At 43.8% G+C, this 18084-nt stretch carries 17 protein-coding genes; 10 read left to right on the top strand and 7 right to left on the bottom strand.

The features are described from left to right. The first annotated feature begins 96 nt into the window (after nt 1-96). The 6 genes from lptD (at nt 97) to apaH (ending at nt 6916) form a co-directional block, all read left to right on the top strand. Nucleotides 97-2439, top strand: a complete 2343-nt coding sequence (gene lptD / locus ACHUFI_RS10115) for an LPS assembly protein LptD (RefSeq protein ID WP_394248745.1) — start codon at nt 97-99, stop codon at nt 2437-2439. Between the two features lie 48 nt (nt 2440-2487). Next, nucleotides 2488-3783: a peptidylprolyl isomerase SurA gene (gene surA, locus ACHUFI_RS10110; protein ID WP_394248743.1), complete on the top strand. Its 1296-nt coding sequence runs from the start codon at nt 2488-2490 to the stop codon at nt 3781-3783. After that, nucleotides 3773-4762 carry a 4-hydroxythreonine-4-phosphate dehydrogenase PdxA gene (gene pdxA / locus ACHUFI_RS10105; protein ID WP_394248741.1) on the top strand — a complete coding sequence of 330 codons (990 nt, stop codon included), beginning with the start codon at nt 3773-3775 and terminating at the stop codon, nt 4760-4762. The genes surA and pdxA overlap by 11 nt, the downstream gene beginning before the upstream one ends. Continuing rightward, nucleotides 4759-5574, top strand: a complete 816-nt coding sequence (gene rsmA, locus ACHUFI_RS10100) for a 16S rRNA (adenine(1518)-N(6)/adenine(1519)-N(6))-dimethyltransferase RsmA (protein WP_394248739.1) — start codon at nt 4759-4761, stop codon at nt 5572-5574. The genes pdxA and rsmA overlap by 4 nt, the downstream gene beginning before the upstream one ends. Nucleotides 5575-5709: 135 nt before the next feature. Next, complete coding sequence (gene apaG, locus ACHUFI_RS10095) at nt 5710-6090, top strand: Co2+/Mg2+ efflux protein ApaG (RefSeq protein ID WP_394248737.1); 381 nt, start codon at nt 5710-5712, stop codon at nt 6088-6090. 13 nt (nt 6091-6103) lie between these two features. Beyond that, the gene (apaH, locus tag ACHUFI_RS10090) at nt 6104-6916 is read left to right on the top strand and encodes a bis(5'-nucleosyl)-tetraphosphatase (symmetrical) ApaH (RefSeq protein WP_394248735.1); all 813 of its coding nucleotides are present in this window, start codon (nt 6104-6106) and stop codon (nt 6914-6916) included. A gap of 32 nt (nt 6917-6948) precedes the next feature. On the opposite strand, the gene folA is transcribed toward apaH, so the two are convergent. The 6 genes from folA to rplU all read right to left on the bottom strand — a co-directional run bounded on the left by folA (nt 6949) and on the right by rplU (nt 10826). Then, entirely contained in the window at nt 6949-7428 is a 480-nt protein-coding gene (gene folA, locus ACHUFI_RS10085; RefSeq protein WP_394248733.1) for a type 3 dihydrofolate reductase, read from the bottom strand. 47 nt (nt 7429-7475) lie between these two features. Then, nucleotides 7476-7967, bottom strand: a complete 492-nt coding sequence (locus ACHUFI_RS10080) for a threonine/serine exporter family protein (protein ID WP_394248731.1) — start codon at nt 7965-7967, stop codon at nt 7476-7478. Next, on the bottom strand, nt 7949-8716 hold the full coding sequence (locus ACHUFI_RS10075; protein WP_394248729.1) for a threonine/serine exporter family protein: 768 nt from the start codon (nt 8714-8716) through the stop codon (nt 7949-7951). The genes ACHUFI_RS10080 and ACHUFI_RS10075 overlap by 19 nt, the downstream gene beginning before the upstream one ends. Nucleotides 8717-8841: 125 nt before the next feature. After that, complete coding sequence (cgtA, locus tag ACHUFI_RS10070; RefSeq protein ID WP_394248727.1) at nt 8842-10008, bottom strand: Obg family GTPase CgtA; 1167 nt, start codon at nt 10006-10008, stop codon at nt 8842-8844. A gap of 229 nt (nt 10009-10237) precedes the next feature. Next, nucleotides 10238-10495 (bottom strand): 50S ribosomal protein L27, encoded by a 258-nt coding sequence (gene rpmA / locus ACHUFI_RS10065; protein WP_032553028.1) that lies wholly within the window; start codon nt 10493-10495, stop codon nt 10238-10240. Between the two features lie 19 nt (nt 10496-10514). Further along, a complete protein-coding gene (gene rplU / locus ACHUFI_RS10060) occupies nt 10515-10826 on the bottom strand; it encodes a 50S ribosomal protein L21 (RefSeq protein ID WP_032553027.1) in 312 nt (103 codons plus the stop codon). Nucleotides 10827-11094: 268 nt separating this feature from the next. On the opposite strand from rplU, the gene ispB reads away from it, so the two are divergent. Next, complete coding sequence (gene ispB / locus ACHUFI_RS10055) at nt 11095-12066, top strand: octaprenyl diphosphate synthase (protein ID WP_394248724.1); 972 nt, start codon at nt 11095-11097, stop codon at nt 12064-12066. Between the two features lie 91 nt (nt 12067-12157). Here the strand turns inward: ispB and mdh are convergent, their stop codons facing one another. Further along, the gene (mdh, locus tag ACHUFI_RS10050) at nt 12158-13093 is read right to left on the bottom strand and encodes a malate dehydrogenase (protein WP_394248722.1); all 936 of its coding nucleotides are present in this window, start codon (nt 13091-13093) and stop codon (nt 12158-12160) included. Nucleotides 13094-13426: 333 nt separating this feature from the next. Here mdh and argR point away from each other — a divergent pair, with 333 nt between their 5' ends. The 3 genes from argR to ACHUFI_RS10035 all read left to right on the top strand — a co-directional run bounded on the left by argR (nt 13427) and on the right by ACHUFI_RS10035 (nt 18050). Further along, a complete protein-coding gene (gene argR / locus ACHUFI_RS10045) occupies nt 13427-13897 on the top strand; it encodes a transcriptional regulator ArgR (RefSeq protein WP_137358432.1) in 471 nt (156 codons plus the stop codon). 349 nt (nt 13898-14246) lie between these two features. After that, on the top strand, nt 14247-15215 hold the full coding sequence (locus tag ACHUFI_RS10040; RefSeq protein WP_394248720.1) for a TAXI family TRAP transporter solute-binding subunit: 969 nt from the start codon (nt 14247-14249) through the stop codon (nt 15213-15215). A 255-nt stretch (nt 15216-15470) separates the two neighbouring features. Then, the gene (locus ACHUFI_RS10035; protein WP_394248718.1) at nt 15471-18050 is read left to right on the top strand and encodes a TRAP transporter permease; all 2580 of its coding nucleotides are present in this window, start codon (nt 15471-15473) and stop codon (nt 18048-18050) included. Nucleotides 18051-18084: the final 34 nt, after the last annotated feature.

Below are 18084 nucleotides of genomic sequence, written 5' to 3'. Positions count from 1 at the left end.
GATGCAATTATTTCCTTTATCATAAGGAAAACAGTTTTATTTATTCGATTGATTCAGTTCAATCAATTATTTCGAGACACAGGATAGTTCAACTTCATGCAATGTTTTTCCCGCACCTTGTTAGCCGCTTCAATTAGCACGGCGTTATACGTGTCGACAACACAAGCTGAAACAACAAACAATAGTAGTGTGCAGGAAATGCCCTCTCTAGATCAATGCTTGATCGAACCTTCTTCAGATAACGACCTAAATGAACCAGCTTTAGTCGAAGCCGATCGCTTAGAAGCCATCAATGGCGACAAGGCCAATTACTCAGGCAGCGTTAAGGTTACTCAAGGGGTCAAAACGATTGAAGCAGAGAGTGTGACTCTACACCAACAAGAGAACATTGTAATTGCCCAAGGTGACGTCACGTTCAATGACGGGCAAGTGAAAGCCACTTCGGACAAAGTAACGAATAACTTAACCACCAACGAATTTACGTTAGAGAACTCTAAGTATGAGTTTTTGTGTGAGCCGGGGCGAGGTGATGCCACGTATATAGCTAAAACAGGTAAAGCTGTTTATGAACTCGAAGATGGCTCGATCACCTCGTGTCCAGCCGATGATAACTCTTGGCGCTTAAAAGCTTCAAGCATTACAGTTGACCAAGATGAAGAACAGGCAACCTTCACTCACCCAAGGTTTGAAATTCTGGATGTTCCGGTATTTTATGTCCCGTATCTAACCGTCCCAGTAGGCGATAAACGTAAAACCGGTTTCTTGTATCCAACCATTTCCTATGGTTCAAGTGATGGTTTCGAAGCTGAGATCCCGGTTTACTGGAACTTAGCGCCTAACTATGACCTTGAAACAACGCTAAAGCACATGCAACAGCGTGGTAATCAATTGAATAGTGAGTTCAGATACTTAACCGAATACGGACAAGGCAGTATTAAGTCTGAATACTTGCACGAAGATAAAAAATACGAAGCTCTCGACAGCCGCTGGGGTGGTCAACTGACATTCAATGGTATCTATCAGCAATCGTGGAAATTCGATATCGACTACTCCCAAGTCAGTGATATTGACTACTTCACTGATGTCGATTCTTCCATTGGTAACCGAGAAGATGGTCAACTCATTCAGTCTGGTAAAGCAGCTTTCCGTACCGCTAACTGGGATACATCAATAGAAGTACGAGATTTTCAAATTTTAACGACGGATGGCAACCAACCGTATCAATTAATGCCACAAGTAAAATTCAACTATTACGCTCCAACCGTGTTTAATTTCGTTGAATTTGATGTCATTAGCCATGTCTCGCGTTTCGAAACCGAATCCGAAGGAAAACCATCTACGACGCGTTTACACGTAGAGCCTGGCATCACAGTTCCTTTGAGCAATACTTGGGGTACGTGGACAACAGAGGCACGTTTACTCGGTACTTATTACCAACAAGATTTGTCTGGCACTACTGAATTCAGTGAACTTTCCCCAACCGTTTATCGCACGATTCCTGAATTCCGAACACATGCGGGTATAGTTCTAGAACGTGATACGACGCTTTTAGACAGCTACACTCAGACATTGGAGCCACAAATTCAGTACTTGTATGTACCTGAGCAAGAGCAAGATAATATCGGTTTCTACGACACCACATTACTTCAAACTGACTATTATGGTTTATTCCGTAGCCGCAAGTTCAGTGGTGTTGACCGAATCGCAGCCGCAAATCAAGTCAGTTACGGTGCGTCGTCTCGCTTCTTTGATGACGCTTATAAAGAGCGTTTGAACATTTCATTTGGTCAAATCTTCTTTATCGATAAAGACACGAAATCACCGAACATCGGGACCGGTGACAGCGAATCACAATCCAACTACTCATCTTGGGCCGTAGAGGCTGACTTCAACTATGACGATTATCTTTTCTATCATGGTGGTGTTCAGTACGATATTGACTCAGGCCAAATGCAGCTGGCGAACAGCACTTTAGAATACAAGCTAAACAAAGGCTTCGTACAAGCCAACTACCGATTTGTCACTAAAGAATACATCGAAGATACTGTTGGTGAGAGTATTGATGACATTGATTCAATTACTCGTGACGGTATTTCTCAAGCAGGCCTATTAGGCGGATATCAGTTCACACCGAAATGGGCTGCAAGTGCTCAATACTTCTATGACTTGAACGAAGATATCCACATCGAGTGGCAAACCAATGTCCGATATACCTCCGACTGTTGGTACTTCGGCGTCAGTTACAGTAATCAATTACGCAACTGGACTGGCGATGGCTACAGTGATATCAACGCGGACCCTGTTTACGAAAATAACTTCAGCGTTAACTTTGGTATTGTTGGTTTTGGCACCAACCTAGGTTCGGGCTCTGATTCTGTTGACTTAGACAGCGGCGATAATTCTCTTGGCTACGGTCGCCCATTCTTCTTAAATAACTAATTTTTATTATTTGCTGAGGCTATGCTCAGCAAGCTTAAAGGACTACAAATGAAATTGTGGAAACAAACTTTAATCAGTTTAGCTGCGACCTGCACATTCTCTAGTGCGATCGCAGCCCCTGTCGAACTTGATAAGGTTAGCGTCATCGTCAATGAAGGCGTAATACTGCAAAGTGATATTGATACTTCGATGAAGACTTTGCGCGCCAATGCAAAAAAGAACAACCAGACATTACCACCACAAGACGTACTCGTTGAACAGGTTCTAGAAAAGCTCATCGTTGATACCATTCAAACTCAAGAAGCTGAGCGAATTGGTGTAAGAATCGACGACAATCGCCTTAACGAAGCCATTGCCGAAATCGCCAAAAATAATAACCAGACTATTGATGAGCTAACTGCATCAGTGGCGGCTGAAGGGCTAACTTACAGTGCCTTTCGTGAACAAGTAAGAAAAGAACTCGCCGCAACAGAGGCGCGTAATGCCTTGGTTCGTCAGCGAATCAACATTCTTCCTGCTGAAGTGGACAACCTAGCTAACATTTTGGCGCAGGAAACCAATGCGACAGTTCAGTATAAAATTGGTCATATCCAACTTCGATTTAACGACGATCAAACTAAAGAAGAACTAGAAAAACAAGCAAATGAATTGGTAGAAAAGCTTAATTCTGGCGATGATTTTAGCACCATGGCTTACACCTACTCAAAAGGGCCGAAAGCCCTACAAGGAGGCGATTGGGGCTGGATGCGTAAAGAGGAAATGCCAACCATTTTTGCAGACCAAATCAAACTTCAAAATAAAGGCAGCATCATTGGCCCATTTCGCAGCGGTGTTGGTTTCCACATTTTGAAAATTGAAGATGTTAAAGGTCTAGAAACAATCGCGGTCACCGAAGTCAATGCTCGTCATATTCTGCTAAAACCAACGGTCATATTGAGTGACGAAGGGGCGAAGCAGCAACTGAACGATTTCATTCGTCGTATTAACGATGGTGAAACCACCTTTGGCGATCTAGCTCAGCAATACAGCCAAGATCCAGGCTCTGCTGTTCAAGATGGTGAACTAGGCTACCAAACTCCAGATCTTTACGTTCCAGAATTTAAACACCAAGTAGAAACCATCGAGAAAGGCAAAATCAGTGAACCTTTCAAAACAGTGCACGGGTGGCACATTGTTGAAGTTCTTGACCGCCGCGAAGTGGACAGAACAGATTCAGCACTAAAAAATAAGGCTTACCGCATTTTGTTTAACCGCAAATTTAACGAAGAAGCAGGCGCTTGGTTACAGGAAATTCGCGCCAGTGCATTCGTTGAAATGGTTGGGGAAGCGCAAGATGACAATTAAACGTATTGCAGTCACAGCCGGCGAACCTGCCGGTATTGGACCAGACTTAGTACTGGCCCTCTCCCAACAAAGCTGGCCACATCAGCTTGTCGTTTGTGCGGATAAACACATGTTGGCTGAGCGCGCCCAATTATTGGGGATTACGGTAGAGCTACTAGACTATGATCAATCCCAACCAGCACAAGCACAAAGCTCTGGTACATTGCTTGTCAAACATTCTCCATTAGCACAACCTTGCGTAGCAGGTGAACTGAACGAAGCAAATGGTCATTATGTATTAAATACATTAGAAAGCGCTGCAATAGGCTGTATGAATGGTGAATTTGATGCTATTGTCACCGGCCCTGTTCATAAGGGGGTAATTAACCGTGCTGGCGTTGCTTTTAGTGGCCACACTGAGTTTTTTGCAGAGAAGTCCAACACACCTTTGGTGGTAATGATGTTGGCAACCGAAGGATTAAGAGTGGCACTTGTCACGACCCATATCCCTCTCGCATACGTTTCTCAAGCAGTAACTGAAGAGCGTCTGGAGCATATTATCCAGATACTTCACAAAGACTTAGTCGAAAAGTTTGCAATTGAGAAACCAACTATCTATGTATGTGGATTAAACCCGCATGCTGGTGAAGATGGTTGCCTCGGCCGTGAAGAAATAGAAACCATCACGCCAACGTTAGAAAAGATTAGACAACAAGATGGTATGAACCTGATTGGCCCATTGCCAGCAGATACCATTTTTAATGAAAAATATTTGCAAGATGCAGATGCTGTTTTAGGTATGTATCACGACCAAGTGTTACCTGTATTGAAATACAAAGGCTTTGGTCGTTCAGTGAACATCACACTTGGCTTACCATTCATTCGAACTTCCGTCGATCATGGTACAGCTCTAGACTTGGCAGGGACAGGCCAAGCCGATACAGGGAGCTTTAGAACAGCGCTCACGCACGCCATTGAATTAGTAGAGAAAAAGCAATGAGAAATGATGTCCACTTAGGGCACAAAGCGCGTAAACGTTTTGGTCAAAACTTCCTAAATGATCCATATATTATTGATGGTATTGTTTCGAGTATTAACCCTTTACCAGGCCAAAACCTAGTCGAAATAGGCCCAGGTTTAGGTGCGATCACCGAGCCTGTAGGTAAGCTTGTTGATAAATTTACCGTTATCGAGCTAGATAGAGACCTAGCAGAGCGTCTACGCAATCACCCAGATTTAGCAGATAAGTTAACGATTCACGAAGGCGACGCGATGAAGTTCGATTTCGAGCAACTCGTCAAGCCAAATAACAAACTGCGTATCTTCGGTAACTTACCTTATAACATTTCGACGCCGTTGATGTTCCACCTATTTGAATTCCATAAAGACATTCAAGACATGCACTTTATGCTTCAAAAAGAAGTGGTTAACCGCCTAGCTGCAGGCCCTGGTAGCAAAGCTTATGGCCGACTAACGGTAATGGCTCAGTACTACTGTAAAGTAACGCCTGTGCTAGAAGTACCGCCAACGGCATTCGTTCCACCACCGAAAGTAGATTCTGCTGTGGTTCGCCTTCAACCATACGAAGAGCTTCCATACCCTGCGAAGAACTTAAAATGGTTAGACCGTGTGTGCCGTGAAGGCTTCAACCAACGCCGTAAAACCGTTCGTAACTGTTACAAGAGCTTAATCAGTAAAGAAATCTTAGAAGAGCTTGAGATCAATCCAAGCATGCGTCCTGAGAACCTGACCTTGGAACAGTTTGTCGACATGGCTAACTGGCTAGAAGACAACCACAGCACTACGAAATAATCAAAAGGCTCCTAAACTTCAACTAGGAGCCTCTTTTTTATCTATTGTCTTGTTCTAAATTGCATTTTCACATACCGTATAAAAATAATAGCCAGAGATAACGAAGGCCTAATTGGCTCAAACCAAGGAGCGAATATGGATATATCAACGCCCTGCATCAAATGCCAAGTGCATACCAAATACGTACCCGAACAGTCTGAACCTGATCAAAATCGCTATGTCTTTGCCTACATCATTACCATAAAAAACTTAAGCAAAAGCCCTGTACAATTGTTAACGCGGCGCTGGCTAATAACCGACGCTAACGGTAAACAACTGACCATAGAGGGAGACGGTGTGGTTGGTAAACAACCTGTCATCGAAGGGAATGATGAATACACTTACACAAGTGGAACCGTCATTGAAACGCCGGTCGGAGTTATGCAAGGGCATTACGTAATGAATGATCATTTAGGTCAAGATTTCCTAGCGCAAGTTGATCCTTTCCGCCTCGCGATCCCAAATATTCTCAACTAATAAGAACTAGCCTGTGTCGAACTACATTGTTGGTGATATCCAAGGCTGCTATGACGAACTCATACAGCTACTCAGCTCCGTCAACTTCAATCCTAACACTGATACTTTATGGGTTGCGGGGGATTTAGTCGCGAGAGGACCTAAATCTCTTGAAACACTCAGATATATAAAAAGCTTAGGTAAGAGAGCTAAAGTCGTACTCGGTAATCACGACTTGCATCTACTTGCGGTTTCACTTGGTCTCTTTCCGGCAAAGAAAAAAGACAAAACTCAACCCATTCTAGATGCAGAAGACAAACAAGAATTGCTTGATTGGATTCGCTTACAACCTCTCATGCAAGAGCATGACGAGTTTGTTATGTGTCATGCCGGAGTTTCTCCACAGTGGGACCTTAATACCGCCCGTGCCGCAAACTTAGAAGTCTCTGAAGTATTACAGTCTGATCGCTGGCCGTGGCTAATAGAGAACATGTACAGCAATCAGCCAGATATTTGGAAAAGTGAATTATCCGGTATCGAGCGCTATCGTTACATCATCAATAGTTTTACGAGAATGCGCTATTGCACCCCACAATTCCAATTAGATATGGCTTGTAAACTTCCCCCCAAAGATGTGACTGGAAATGAGCTTGTCCCTTGGTTTGAGCTTACAACGAGAGTCGATTTGGAAAAGACCATCTTATTCGGACACTGGGCAGCTCTTGAGGGCCATTCAGGGGAAGCTGTCATTGGTCTTGATACCGGATGTGTGTGGGGCGGCGAGCTCACATTACTTAGGTGGGAAGACAAACAGTTTTTTACACAGCCGGCCCTAAATCTAAGTTAAGAGCTTAAGAGAGAACTTAAGCTCTTAACGGCTTAACGCTCTAAAACAACAAACTCCATGTTATGCGCATTTTTTTCGTCTGCTTGGTAGTGTTCTGAATACGTTTGATTCCAACTGTTACCCCAATCGGGGAACTGTGTATCACCATCAACGTCAAAGTCGATGTAAGTCAAATAAAGTTTATCCGCTTTTGGTAGACAGCTTGCGTAGATTGAACCACCACCGATTATCATCACTTCTTCTACATCCCCCGCGACTTCTAGTGCTTGCTCAATAGAAGTCACGGTAACCACACCTTCAATAGTTAATGATTCATCACGGCTGATCACGATATTCTGGCGCCCTGGTAATGGTCGGCCAATAGAATCATACGTTTTTCTTCCCATGACTACGGGCTTGCCCATGGTTGAACGCTTAAACCAAGCGAAATCTGCAGGTAAATGCCAAGGCATTTGGTTATCTTTCCCGATGATTCGATTGTTTGCCATAGCGGCAACCATACTAATGATCATGTTTACGGTCCTATCTAATTTGGGTTAGGTTACTCCCAACAAGTCTACTAGACAATCGGGCGACGGCGATAGAATAACAGCCCCGGCATAGCTAATCCAATCGCCAAACCAGCAATGATAAACATCGCTTTCAAGAAGTTCTCCATCAAGGTCGCCAATAATTCTGGTGTATAGCCGAGGTTATTAATTTCCACCATCGCGATCATCGCTTTAAATGCAAAAACGCCTGGAACCATAGGAATTAAAGCCGCCACTGTAAACACTTTAGGATGAGCAAGAAGGCGGTGCGACCAGTGTACACCAATCATGCCGACAACCGTCGCGGCAAAGAAAGTTGCCCATTCAATCGGGATACCAAACTCCATCATGACATAACGACTTCCGTGTCCAATAGCGCCACCTAAAGCGCAATACACTAAAGCGCGCTGAGGAACATTGAAGACAAGTGCAAACCCCACAGCAGGAATCGCAGCAAAAAACATATCGTTAATCAAACCAACAAGTAAATCCATCATACCCATTATCCTACCCACCCCCATACACCAGTCAGACTCATTGCTCCCACGATCCCTAAGCTCGTCGCTAAGGTCAGTAAACTCGCCATGGTAAAACGCGCTATCCCCATATTGATATGCCCTTTCAACATATCCGCAACGGAGTTAATTAGTGGAAAACCAGGGACAAGCATAAGAACCGAGGACGCCATCGCGATGGTTGGTTGGTTCCCAATACCATGCATAACCGCTTGAGCAGAAACAAAGGTTGTCACGAATGCTGTGACGGCAAAATTGAGTAACGGATTAAAATGACGATGACCAATTTCTTGCCGCACAATCATTCCGGTTGCAGAGGCTAAAAATGTCATTGCAAACACATTCCAATCCCCGCCCGCCAATCGACTGAACGACGCACAGGATAAACCAATCATCACCACGACTAGCCAACGGTTATAACGTTCCGGGCTTATGGAGTTCAATTTACGTTGAGCGAGAGAGAAATCTAAGATGCCCTTTTCCATCATGATACAAATACGTTGGATCTGAGTAATTGCTTGCATGTTGATACCCCGATCCGCGCAGCTACGCGTCGTGGTAATGCAATGGTCTCCCATTCGAGTGGTTACAACTAAAGAATTAGCAGACAATGCCACTTCAACCTCATCTACCCCACTTGCAATCCCAATTCGACGCATAATATCGCCAACTAACGTGCTTTCCGCACCATGCGCCAACAGCATTTGTCCCGCTTGAGCGACTAAGCGTGAAATCGCTCTTTGTTTCGAAGCCATGATCCCTTCCATGTGATAATTAGATCCCTAATCAGGATATTGCATGAGTTTCAGTAATGGCGACATGATTTAGATACAAAAAAACCGCAATTCTCATTGCGGTTTTTATCTAGATAACTCAGATTCTAATCACGGACATAGATAACATGGCCGTCATCTTCTTCGTCGTCCCAGTCATCCCAATCATCATCTGTAACAACGTTCTTACCACTCATTGCATCTTTATGGTAATCGTCCCACATGAAGTCGACTTTATCTTCTTCTTCCACTTCTTCAGCTTCTCGTGGCAGAGTTTCCATGAAGTCAGCTAGCTTATAGCAAAGCTCTTTCGTACCTTGCTTGTTTACCGCAGAGATCTGGAAGTATTCACCTTCCCAACCTAACGCATCCAAGATCTCTTGGATCTTTTCTTGCGCTTCTTCTTCTGGCATTAAATCAACTTTGTTGAATACTAACCAACGAGGTTTCGCTGCTACTTTTTCGCTGTATTGCTCTAATTCATCAATGATCGTTAATGCATTTTGGATCGGATCAGACTGATCGATTGGCATAATATCAATCATATGCAGTAGAACACGACAACGCTCTAAGTGCTTCAAGAATCGAATGCCAAGGCCTGCACCATCAGCGGCGCCTTCAATTAGACCCGGAATATCAGCAACAACAAAGCTTTTCTCAGGAACAACGCTCACCACACCTAAGCTTGGAATTAGCGTCGTAAATGGGTAATCAGCCACTTTTGGTTTCGCAGCAGAAACTGAGCGAATGAAGGTAGATTTACCAGCATTTGGTAAACCAAGCATACCAACATCAGCTAATAGAAGAAGCTCTAGACGAAGTTCGCGAACTTCACCCTTAGTACCCATCGTTTTTTGGCGAGGAGCACGGTTCACAGAAGATTTAAAACGCGTGTTACCTAAACCGTGCCAACCACCTTTTGCTACCATGACTTTCTTGCCATGCTCAGCAACTTCAGCAACGATTTCATTTGTGTGGATATCAACAGCACGAGTACCAACCGGCACCTTAAGGGTAATATCTTTACCACGTTTACCAGTACAGTTACCACCGCGGCCATTTTCACCACGTTCAGCGTTGTAAAAGCGTTGGAATCGGTAATCGATCAGCGTGTTAAGGTTTTCATCCGCTTGGATATAAACGTCACCACCGTCACCACCATCGCCACCATCAGGGCCACCTTTAGCTACGAACTTCTCACGCCAAAAGCTAACGGTACCATTACCGCCATCGCCGGCTTCAACTTTTACTACCGCTTCATCAACGAATTTCATTTTTCACTCCGCATGTTTGCGTTGCAATATCACTATCTTGTAATGATATAAATTCTAGCAGATCCGAGTTTAGATCGATCACCTATGATCTAGGGTCTTTCTGCAATCAGGAACAAAAAAGAAGAGACTCTCTGTACACATTGAAAGAGTAACTACTTTTTTGATCCCGCTATAAATAAAAAACCCCGCCGAATCGGCAGGGCTTTTGAATTCAGCTTGAAACTAAGAATTACTCAGAATCGATGCTAACGAATTTACGGTTTTTAGGACCTTTAACTTCAAATTTCACTTTACCTTCAGTAAGAGCGAAAAGAGTGTGGTCTTTACCGATACCAACGTTAGTGCCAGCGTGGAACTTAGTACCACGTTGACGAACGATGATGTTACCTGCAAGAACAGATTCACCACCGAAACGCTTAACACCAAGACGTTTGCTTTCTGAATCGCGGCCGTTACGAGTAGAACCGCCAGCTTTTTTGTGTGCCATTGTTAAACTCTCCTATAACTTAAGCGTTAATGCCAGTGATTTTCACTTCAGTGAACCACTGACGGTGGCCAGCTTGCTTACGAGAGTGCTTACGACGACGGAACTTAACGATTTTTACTTTATCGCCACGACCGTGTTGTACTACTTCCGCAGTAACCTTACCACCTTCTACAAGAGGTGCACCAACAGTGATTTCTTCACCGTTAGCAACTAGAAGAACTTTATCAAATTCTACAGTTGCACCAGTTTCAACGTCTAATTTCTCTAAACGAAGAGTTTGACCTTCGCTTACACGGTGTTGTTTGCCACCAGATTGGAAAACAGCGTACATATTTTACTCCGCTTTTTCCGCACAGCCTATGGTTGTTATTTGTACAACTCGGGTGTGCGCTAAACTAATCAATAGGGCGCAGATTCTACGGGAATCATGCGGCTATGACAAGCCATATTTTTAAAAAATTGGCGAAAAGCTAATCGCCGAAGAAAAGTGCGGCAATCATGCCCTTAAGTGATGTATTAATCAACGTTTTTTAGTGTATCATTCGTCAATTAAATATAACGAATAAGCCTTACAGGTTCTAACCTCAGCCGGATGAATAATGGATTTTAAAGCTATCCAAGCGCTTACTGCCGATGATATGGCAAAAGTGAATGAAACAATTCAAGCTCAACTCAATTCTGACGTAAGTTTAATCAATCAGCTCGGTTTCTATATCGTAAGCGGTGGCGGTAAACGCCTTCGCCCTTTGCTTGCAATCTTATCTGCACGTGCTCTTGGCTACCAAGGCGAAGCGCATACCACTTCTGCTGCGTTTATTGAATTCATTCATACCGCAACCCTTCTTCACGATGATGTCGTTGATGAATCAGATATGCGTCGCGGAAAAGCAACCGCAAACGCGGCATTTGGTAATGCGGCTAGTGTATTGGTCGGTGATTTCATTTACACCCGTTCATTCCAAATGATGACAAAGCTAGGATCTTTGAAGATCCTTGATCTCATGAGTGAAGCGGTAAATGTGATTGCTGAGGGTGAAGTTCAACAATTAATGAACTGTAATAACCCTGATACAACCGAAGAAAGCTACATGCAGGTTATCTATTCAAAAACTGCACGTTTGTTTGAAGCAGCTACCCAAATTGGGGCCATTCTGACTGATTCTTCAGAAGAAGTTGAAACAGCAATGCAAAACTATGGAAAATACTTAGGTACTGCATTCCAACTGATTGATGACGTCATGGATTACACCTCTGACGGTAAAGAGATGGGTAAGAATGTCGGTGATGACCTAGCCGAAGGTAAACCAACACTTCCTCTTCTTTACGCGATGCACAACGGCTCTCCTGAGCAAGAAAGTATGATTCGTGAAGCGATTGAAAAAGCCAACGGCATGGAGAGGCTCAATGACATTTTGGCCGCCATGAATGAAACAGGCTCACTTGAGTACACCACGAAAAAAGCTTATGAAGAGGCCGACAAGGCTATTAAAGAGCTTGAGGTACTGCCAGAGTCTGAATACAAAGACGCATTAGTCACTCTTGCGCATTTGGCGGTTAAACGCACCAAGTAAATAATGAATTGGAGGAGCTTGTTGCTTCTCTGTTCGTAAAAACAAAAAAGCCGATCAAACGATCGGCTTTTCTTTTATCTAAAGCAATTGATTACTTAGCGAATTCAACACCAATTTCAATATCGCCATTTAGAGTATCAAGCATGCTGTCTAGTGCAGACTGCTCGTAATCACTTAGGTCACCGTAGCTAAGGATCGCTTCTGCGCCCTCTTTGCCTAGTTTAACTGGTTGTGCGAAGAATGGTGCATGCTCACCTGCGCCTTCTACGTATGCACACTCAATTACGTTCTCTTCACCTTGTAGAGCTTTCACAAGTGCTAGACCAAAGCGACATGCTGCTTGTCCCATAGATAGAGTTGCGCTACCGCCACCCGCTTTAGCTTCAACAACTTCAGTACCAGCATTTTGAATACGCTTAGTTAGCGCTTCTACTTCTTCCGCTGTAAATTCAACGCCTTCAACTTGAGATAGAAGAGGAAGAATTGTTACACCAGAGTGACCACCGATAACAGGAACGCGGATATCACCTGGATCTTTATCTTTCAATTCAGCAACGAAAGTTTCTGAGCGGATAACATCAAGAGTTGTAACACCGAATAGGCGACGCTTGTCGTACACGCCCGCTTTCTTAAGAACTTCAGCAGCAATAGGAACCGTTGTGTTCACTGGGTTAGTAATGATACCTACGCACGCTTTAGGACAAACTACAGCGATTTTTTCAGCAAGAGATTTAACAATGCCAGCATTCACATTGAAAAGATCCGCACGATCCATACCAGGCTTACGAGCAACACCAGCAGAGATTAGAACCACATCTGCACCTTCTAGTGCTGGAGTTGGATCTTCACCTGCGTAACCTTTGATCGATACTGGCGTAGGAATATGGCTAAGATCCGCAGCAACACCAGGAGTAACCGGTGCGATATCGTACAAAGCTAAATCTGAACCAGCAGGAAGGCGATTTTTCAGTAATAGGGCTAGGGCTTGACCGATGCCACCAGCGGCACCAATAACAGCTACTTTCATTGTTATTCTCCTTGAGAGTAAATCTCTTATAAGGTTTTTATAGGGTGTTTTTGAATTGAGTTAATCCAGAAAACTATAGTAATTACAAGTTGATTACAATCAGTTAACGTCATCTTTGCGACCTCGCGCAAGTCAATGAATACGGACGATGCAAGGCATTATCATTATGCAAATAAACGAGAGAAAGGACAGTAAACCCACTCTCAAAAAACACAATATTCCATATATTTTTTACAGTGATGTGACTAACAAATTACTCGGATACTTTGGTTAATAGTGAATATGTATGCGAGAATATGCAGCAATGACTTCGTTAACAAATAAGAAAAAACCATGCGCAATACCGAAAAACAAGACAACCTAGTTCGCGCCTTTAAAGCTTTATTGAAAGAAGAGCGTTTTGGCTCTCAAGGCGAGATTGTTGACGCACTGAAACATGAAGGCTTCGAAAGCATCAACCAGTCAAAAGTTTCACGTATGCTGACGAAGTTTGGTGCCGTGAGAACTCGCAACGCCAAAATGGAAATGGTGTATTGCCTACCAGCTGAACTTGGTGTACCAACGGTATCCAGTTCGTTAAGAGAATTGGTACTAGATATTGATCACAATGCCGCATTAGTCGTTATTCATACTGGACCAGGGGCAGCTCAGTTGATCGCTCGCTTACTTGACTCTTTAGGCAAGTCCGAAGGCATTCTAGGCGTGGTCGCTGGTGACGACACGATCTTTATTACCCCAACTCTATCTGTAACAACCAAGCAGCTGTTTGACTCTGTGTGTGAATTATTCGAGTACGCTGGCTAATAAACACTCGAAAAAATCCAATAAAACATTCCAAAATTCGATGGATCACCGATAATCATTTCTTCCGTGATCCATATCACATCCTAGAATATCCATCTTTCATTCAAAATATCAAACCAAACTATTGATTTTTAAAAACATAATCAGGTTAAAACTTCATTATCTTTGCATCAGATTTTAGACTTTTTCGCTATATGTTTTAACAATTGAGTAATTTTCTGCCGATTTTTGTTATTATTCAGCCACTTTTTCATCGGACGGATTGAAAAAGATGCCGTTTCCACATAGGAAACTCCAGAAGCAACTACACTTGTTTCAGGGTTAATAATGAATAAAGGAAGGGAAATTCATGGCATTTAACAAACTTGTTAAAGTCGGTGCAATTGCAGCTGCTGTAATGGGCGCGGGCGCGGTTAACGCTCAAGAGTTCATCACTATTGGTACTGGTTCTGTAACTGGTGTTTACTACCCTACTGGTGGTGCTATCTGTAAGCTAGTGAACAAAGGTCGTAAAGAACACAACATTCGTTGTTCTGTAGAATCGACTGGTGGTTCAATCTACAACGTAAACACTATGCGTGCAGGTGAGCTTGATTTTGGTGTTGTTCAGTCTGACTGGCAGTACCATGGCTACAACGGTACAAGTAAGTTTACAGAGCAAGGCGAGTACAAGAAGCTACGTGCAATGTTCTCTCTACATACAGAACCATTCAACATCATCGCGCGTTCTGACGCAGGTATCGAAAACGTTTCTGACCTAAAAGGTAAGCGCGTAAACATCGGTAACCCTGGCTCTGGTGACCGTGCAACGATGGGTGTTGTGATGGATGCAATGGGCTGGACTAACGACAGCTTCAAACTAGCATCTGAGCTTAAAGGTTCTGAGCGTTCTCAAGCACTTTGTGATAACAAGATTGATGCATTCATCTACATGGTTGGTCACCCGAACGGTTCAATCAAAGAAGCAACAACTTCTTGTGACGCGAAACTAGTTTCGGCAACAGGTGCACAAATCGATAAGATCGTTGCAGATAACCCATACTACGCATACAGCACGGTTCCAGCTGGTATGTACCGTGGTACAGATGCTGACGTAAACAGCTTTGGTGTTGCTGCAACTATGGTAACAACAACTGACGTTTCTGACGAAGTTGCTTACAACGTTGCTAAAGCAGTATTCGAAAACTTCTCTACTTTCAAACGCCTACACCCAGCGTTTGCTAACCTGAAGAAAGAAGACATGGTGAAAGCTGGTCTTTCAATCCCTCTTCACCCAGGTGCAGCTAAATACTACAAAGAAGTAGGCCTTCTAAAGTAATCTGACTTTAGCCTACTGACCCAATAAGGAGGCCTAAGCCTCCTTATTAGTTTTTCGCACTTCAAAAAATTAAAATTCGTGCGAAATAGCAACACTTTTTAAGTTATCTCGTTTTGATGACTTACCTTCGTAAAAGCCTGAGTTAAATCGAAACTAAGAGCAATTTTCCATCTATTCACTACACTAATAGATGCTAAATCTGGTTCTAATCAGTCATTACTAATGACTAGACCATCAATAATAAGGATAAAGTACATGACGCAGACAAATACACCGTCTTCAGATGTGCAAGAAATGGTGGCCCAAGCCGATACTGGAGCAAGAAGCCCAAAAGGTATTCAAGGAAGAATTTTATGGTTTGTACCATTGTGTTGGTCGCTATTCCAACTTTGGTATGCATCACCACTGCCGTTCATATTTGATTTTGCTGTACTTAATGATACACAAGCACGTGCTATCCACTTAACTTTTGCTATCTTTTTAGCATTCACAGCATACCCAGCATTAAAGAACTCACCTCGCGATCACATTCCCGCAATGGACTGGGTTCTCGCTTTAGCAGGTAGCTTTTCAGCAGCGTATATCTACATTTTCTATACAGAGCTCGCGGGCCGTTCCGGTGCTCCAACCACTCTAGATATTGTTGCTGCCGTTACCGGCATGGTTCTACTCCTAGAAGCGACTCGCCGTGCACTCGGTCCACCACTCATGGTTGTTGCAGCTGTATTTCTGCTGTACACCTTCGGTGGCCCATACATGCCAGACGTTATTGCGCATAAAGGTGCGAGCCTAAATAAAGCGATGTCACACCTATGGTTAACAACGGAAGGCGTATTCGGTGTTGCACTAGGTGTATCCACTTCTTTTGTATTCTTGTTTGTTTTATTTGGCGCGATGCTTGAGCGAGCAGGTGCAGGTGCATACTTCATTAAAGTAGCATTCTCACTACTTGGTCATATGAAAGGTGGCCCGGCGAAAGCAGCCGTTGTAGCGTCAGGTCTTTCTGGCCTTGTATCAGGTTCATCTATCGCAAACGTAGTAACGACAGGTACCTTCACTATCCCACTAATGAAACGTGTTGGTTTCCCTGGCACAAAAGCGGGGGCGGTAGAAGTTGCGGCTTCAACCAATGGTCAACTGACTCCACCGATCATGGGTGCAGCCGCATTCCTAATGGTGGAATATGTGGGTATTTCTTACGTTGAAGTAATCAAAGCGGCTCTGTTGCCAGCGTTAATTTCATACGTAGCTCTGATTTACATTGTTCACTTAGAAGCATGTAAAGCGGGTATGACTGGCTTACCTCGTCGTCACACTCCAACTATCGTACAAAGCTTGCTGTCGTTTACCGGAACGATTTTAGGCCTGTGTGTGATTAGCGCTGTGGTTTACTACGGTGTGGGTTGGACGAAAGACGTCTTCGGCGCGGCAGCAACGCCAATTGTAACGGTCGCATTATTGATTGCTTACCTAGCTCTTGTTCGTGTTTCTGCGAAGTACGCGAAAGAAGGCGGCATGGAAATCGATGCGGATCTGAAAGAAGTTCCAGACCCAGGTCCAACGATTAAGTCAGGTCTACACTTCCTATTGCCTATCGTTGTATTGGTATGGTGTTTAACGGTTGAACGTTTCTCTCCAGGCCTATCGGCATTCTGGGCAACGGTCTTCATGATCTTCATTTTGATCACTCAGCGCCCACTCATGGCTATGATGTCAAAGACTGACGATATCGCAGAACAAACGAAAGCTGGTTTTGTCGACCTAGCGGAAAGTTTAGTGTCTGGTGCTCGTAACATGATTGGTATCGGTGTAGCAACAGCTGCAGCTGGTACTGTAGTAGGTGTAGTAACACTTACAGGTATTGGCCTTGTGATGACTGATTTTGTTGAGTTCATCTCAGGCGGTAGCATCATCCTTATGTTGCTATTTACCGCGGTGATCAGCTTAATCTTAGGTATGGGCTTGCCAACAACGGCAAACTACATCGTTGTATCGACCCTAATGGCACCAGTAATTGTGACGTTAGGCGCAGCGCACGGCTTAATCATTCCTCTGATTGCAGTTCACTTATTCGTGTTCTACTTTGGTATTCTGGCCGATGATACGCCTCCTGTAGGTCTTGCTGCTTTTGCGGCAGCTGCTATCGCGAAGTCAGATCCTATTCGAACGGGTATCCAAGGTTTTACCTACGATATTCGAACTGCGATTTTGCCATTCATGTTCATCTTCAACACCCAACTGCTATTGATGGGCATTGATTCTTGGTGGCACTTAGCACTGACTATCTTCTCTTCGGTTACTGCGGTACTCATCTTCGCTGCAGCGACGCAAGGTTGGTGGTTTACTAAGAACAAATGGTGGGAAACAGTACTTCTTATCGTGCTAACTTTCTCTTTCTTCCGCCCAGGTTTCTGGTGGGACATGATCTACCCAGCGAAAGTTCTTTCTCCTGGAGTTGAGATTGCTCAAATCACAGAAGGCCTAGCTGTGGGAGAATCCCTAGAGTTAAGAGTCGGTGGTGAGAACCTAGAAGGCGATTACTCAGAGAAAACCGTTCGTCTTCCATTTGAAGATTCTGCAACAACCGGTGAAGACCGTGTCGCTTCAATGGGCCTAATGCTAACGGAAACTGACGGCAAAATGATTGTCGATATGGTCGAGTTTGGTAGCCCAGCAGAAGCATCAGGTATTGATTTTGATTGGGAAATCAAATCAGTTATCCAAGATGCAGATCGTCCAATGAAAGAGTGGGTATTCTTACCGTCTCTACTCATTTTGATTGGTTTAGCGATGAATCAAAGAAGACGTGCTCGTAAGGATGAAATAAGCGCGTAATACATCGGGCGATAAAATGTCGCCCATGTAATGG

Origin of the sequence: Vibrio profundi, assembly GCF_043642225.1 — a bacterium.
GTDB classification, from domain to species: Bacteria; Pseudomonadota; Gammaproteobacteria; order Enterobacterales; family Vibrionaceae; genus Vibrio; species Vibrio profundi_A.
The sequence above is the reverse complement of the archived record's forward strand: the minus strand, read 5'-3'. Positions and strand labels throughout refer to the sequence as shown.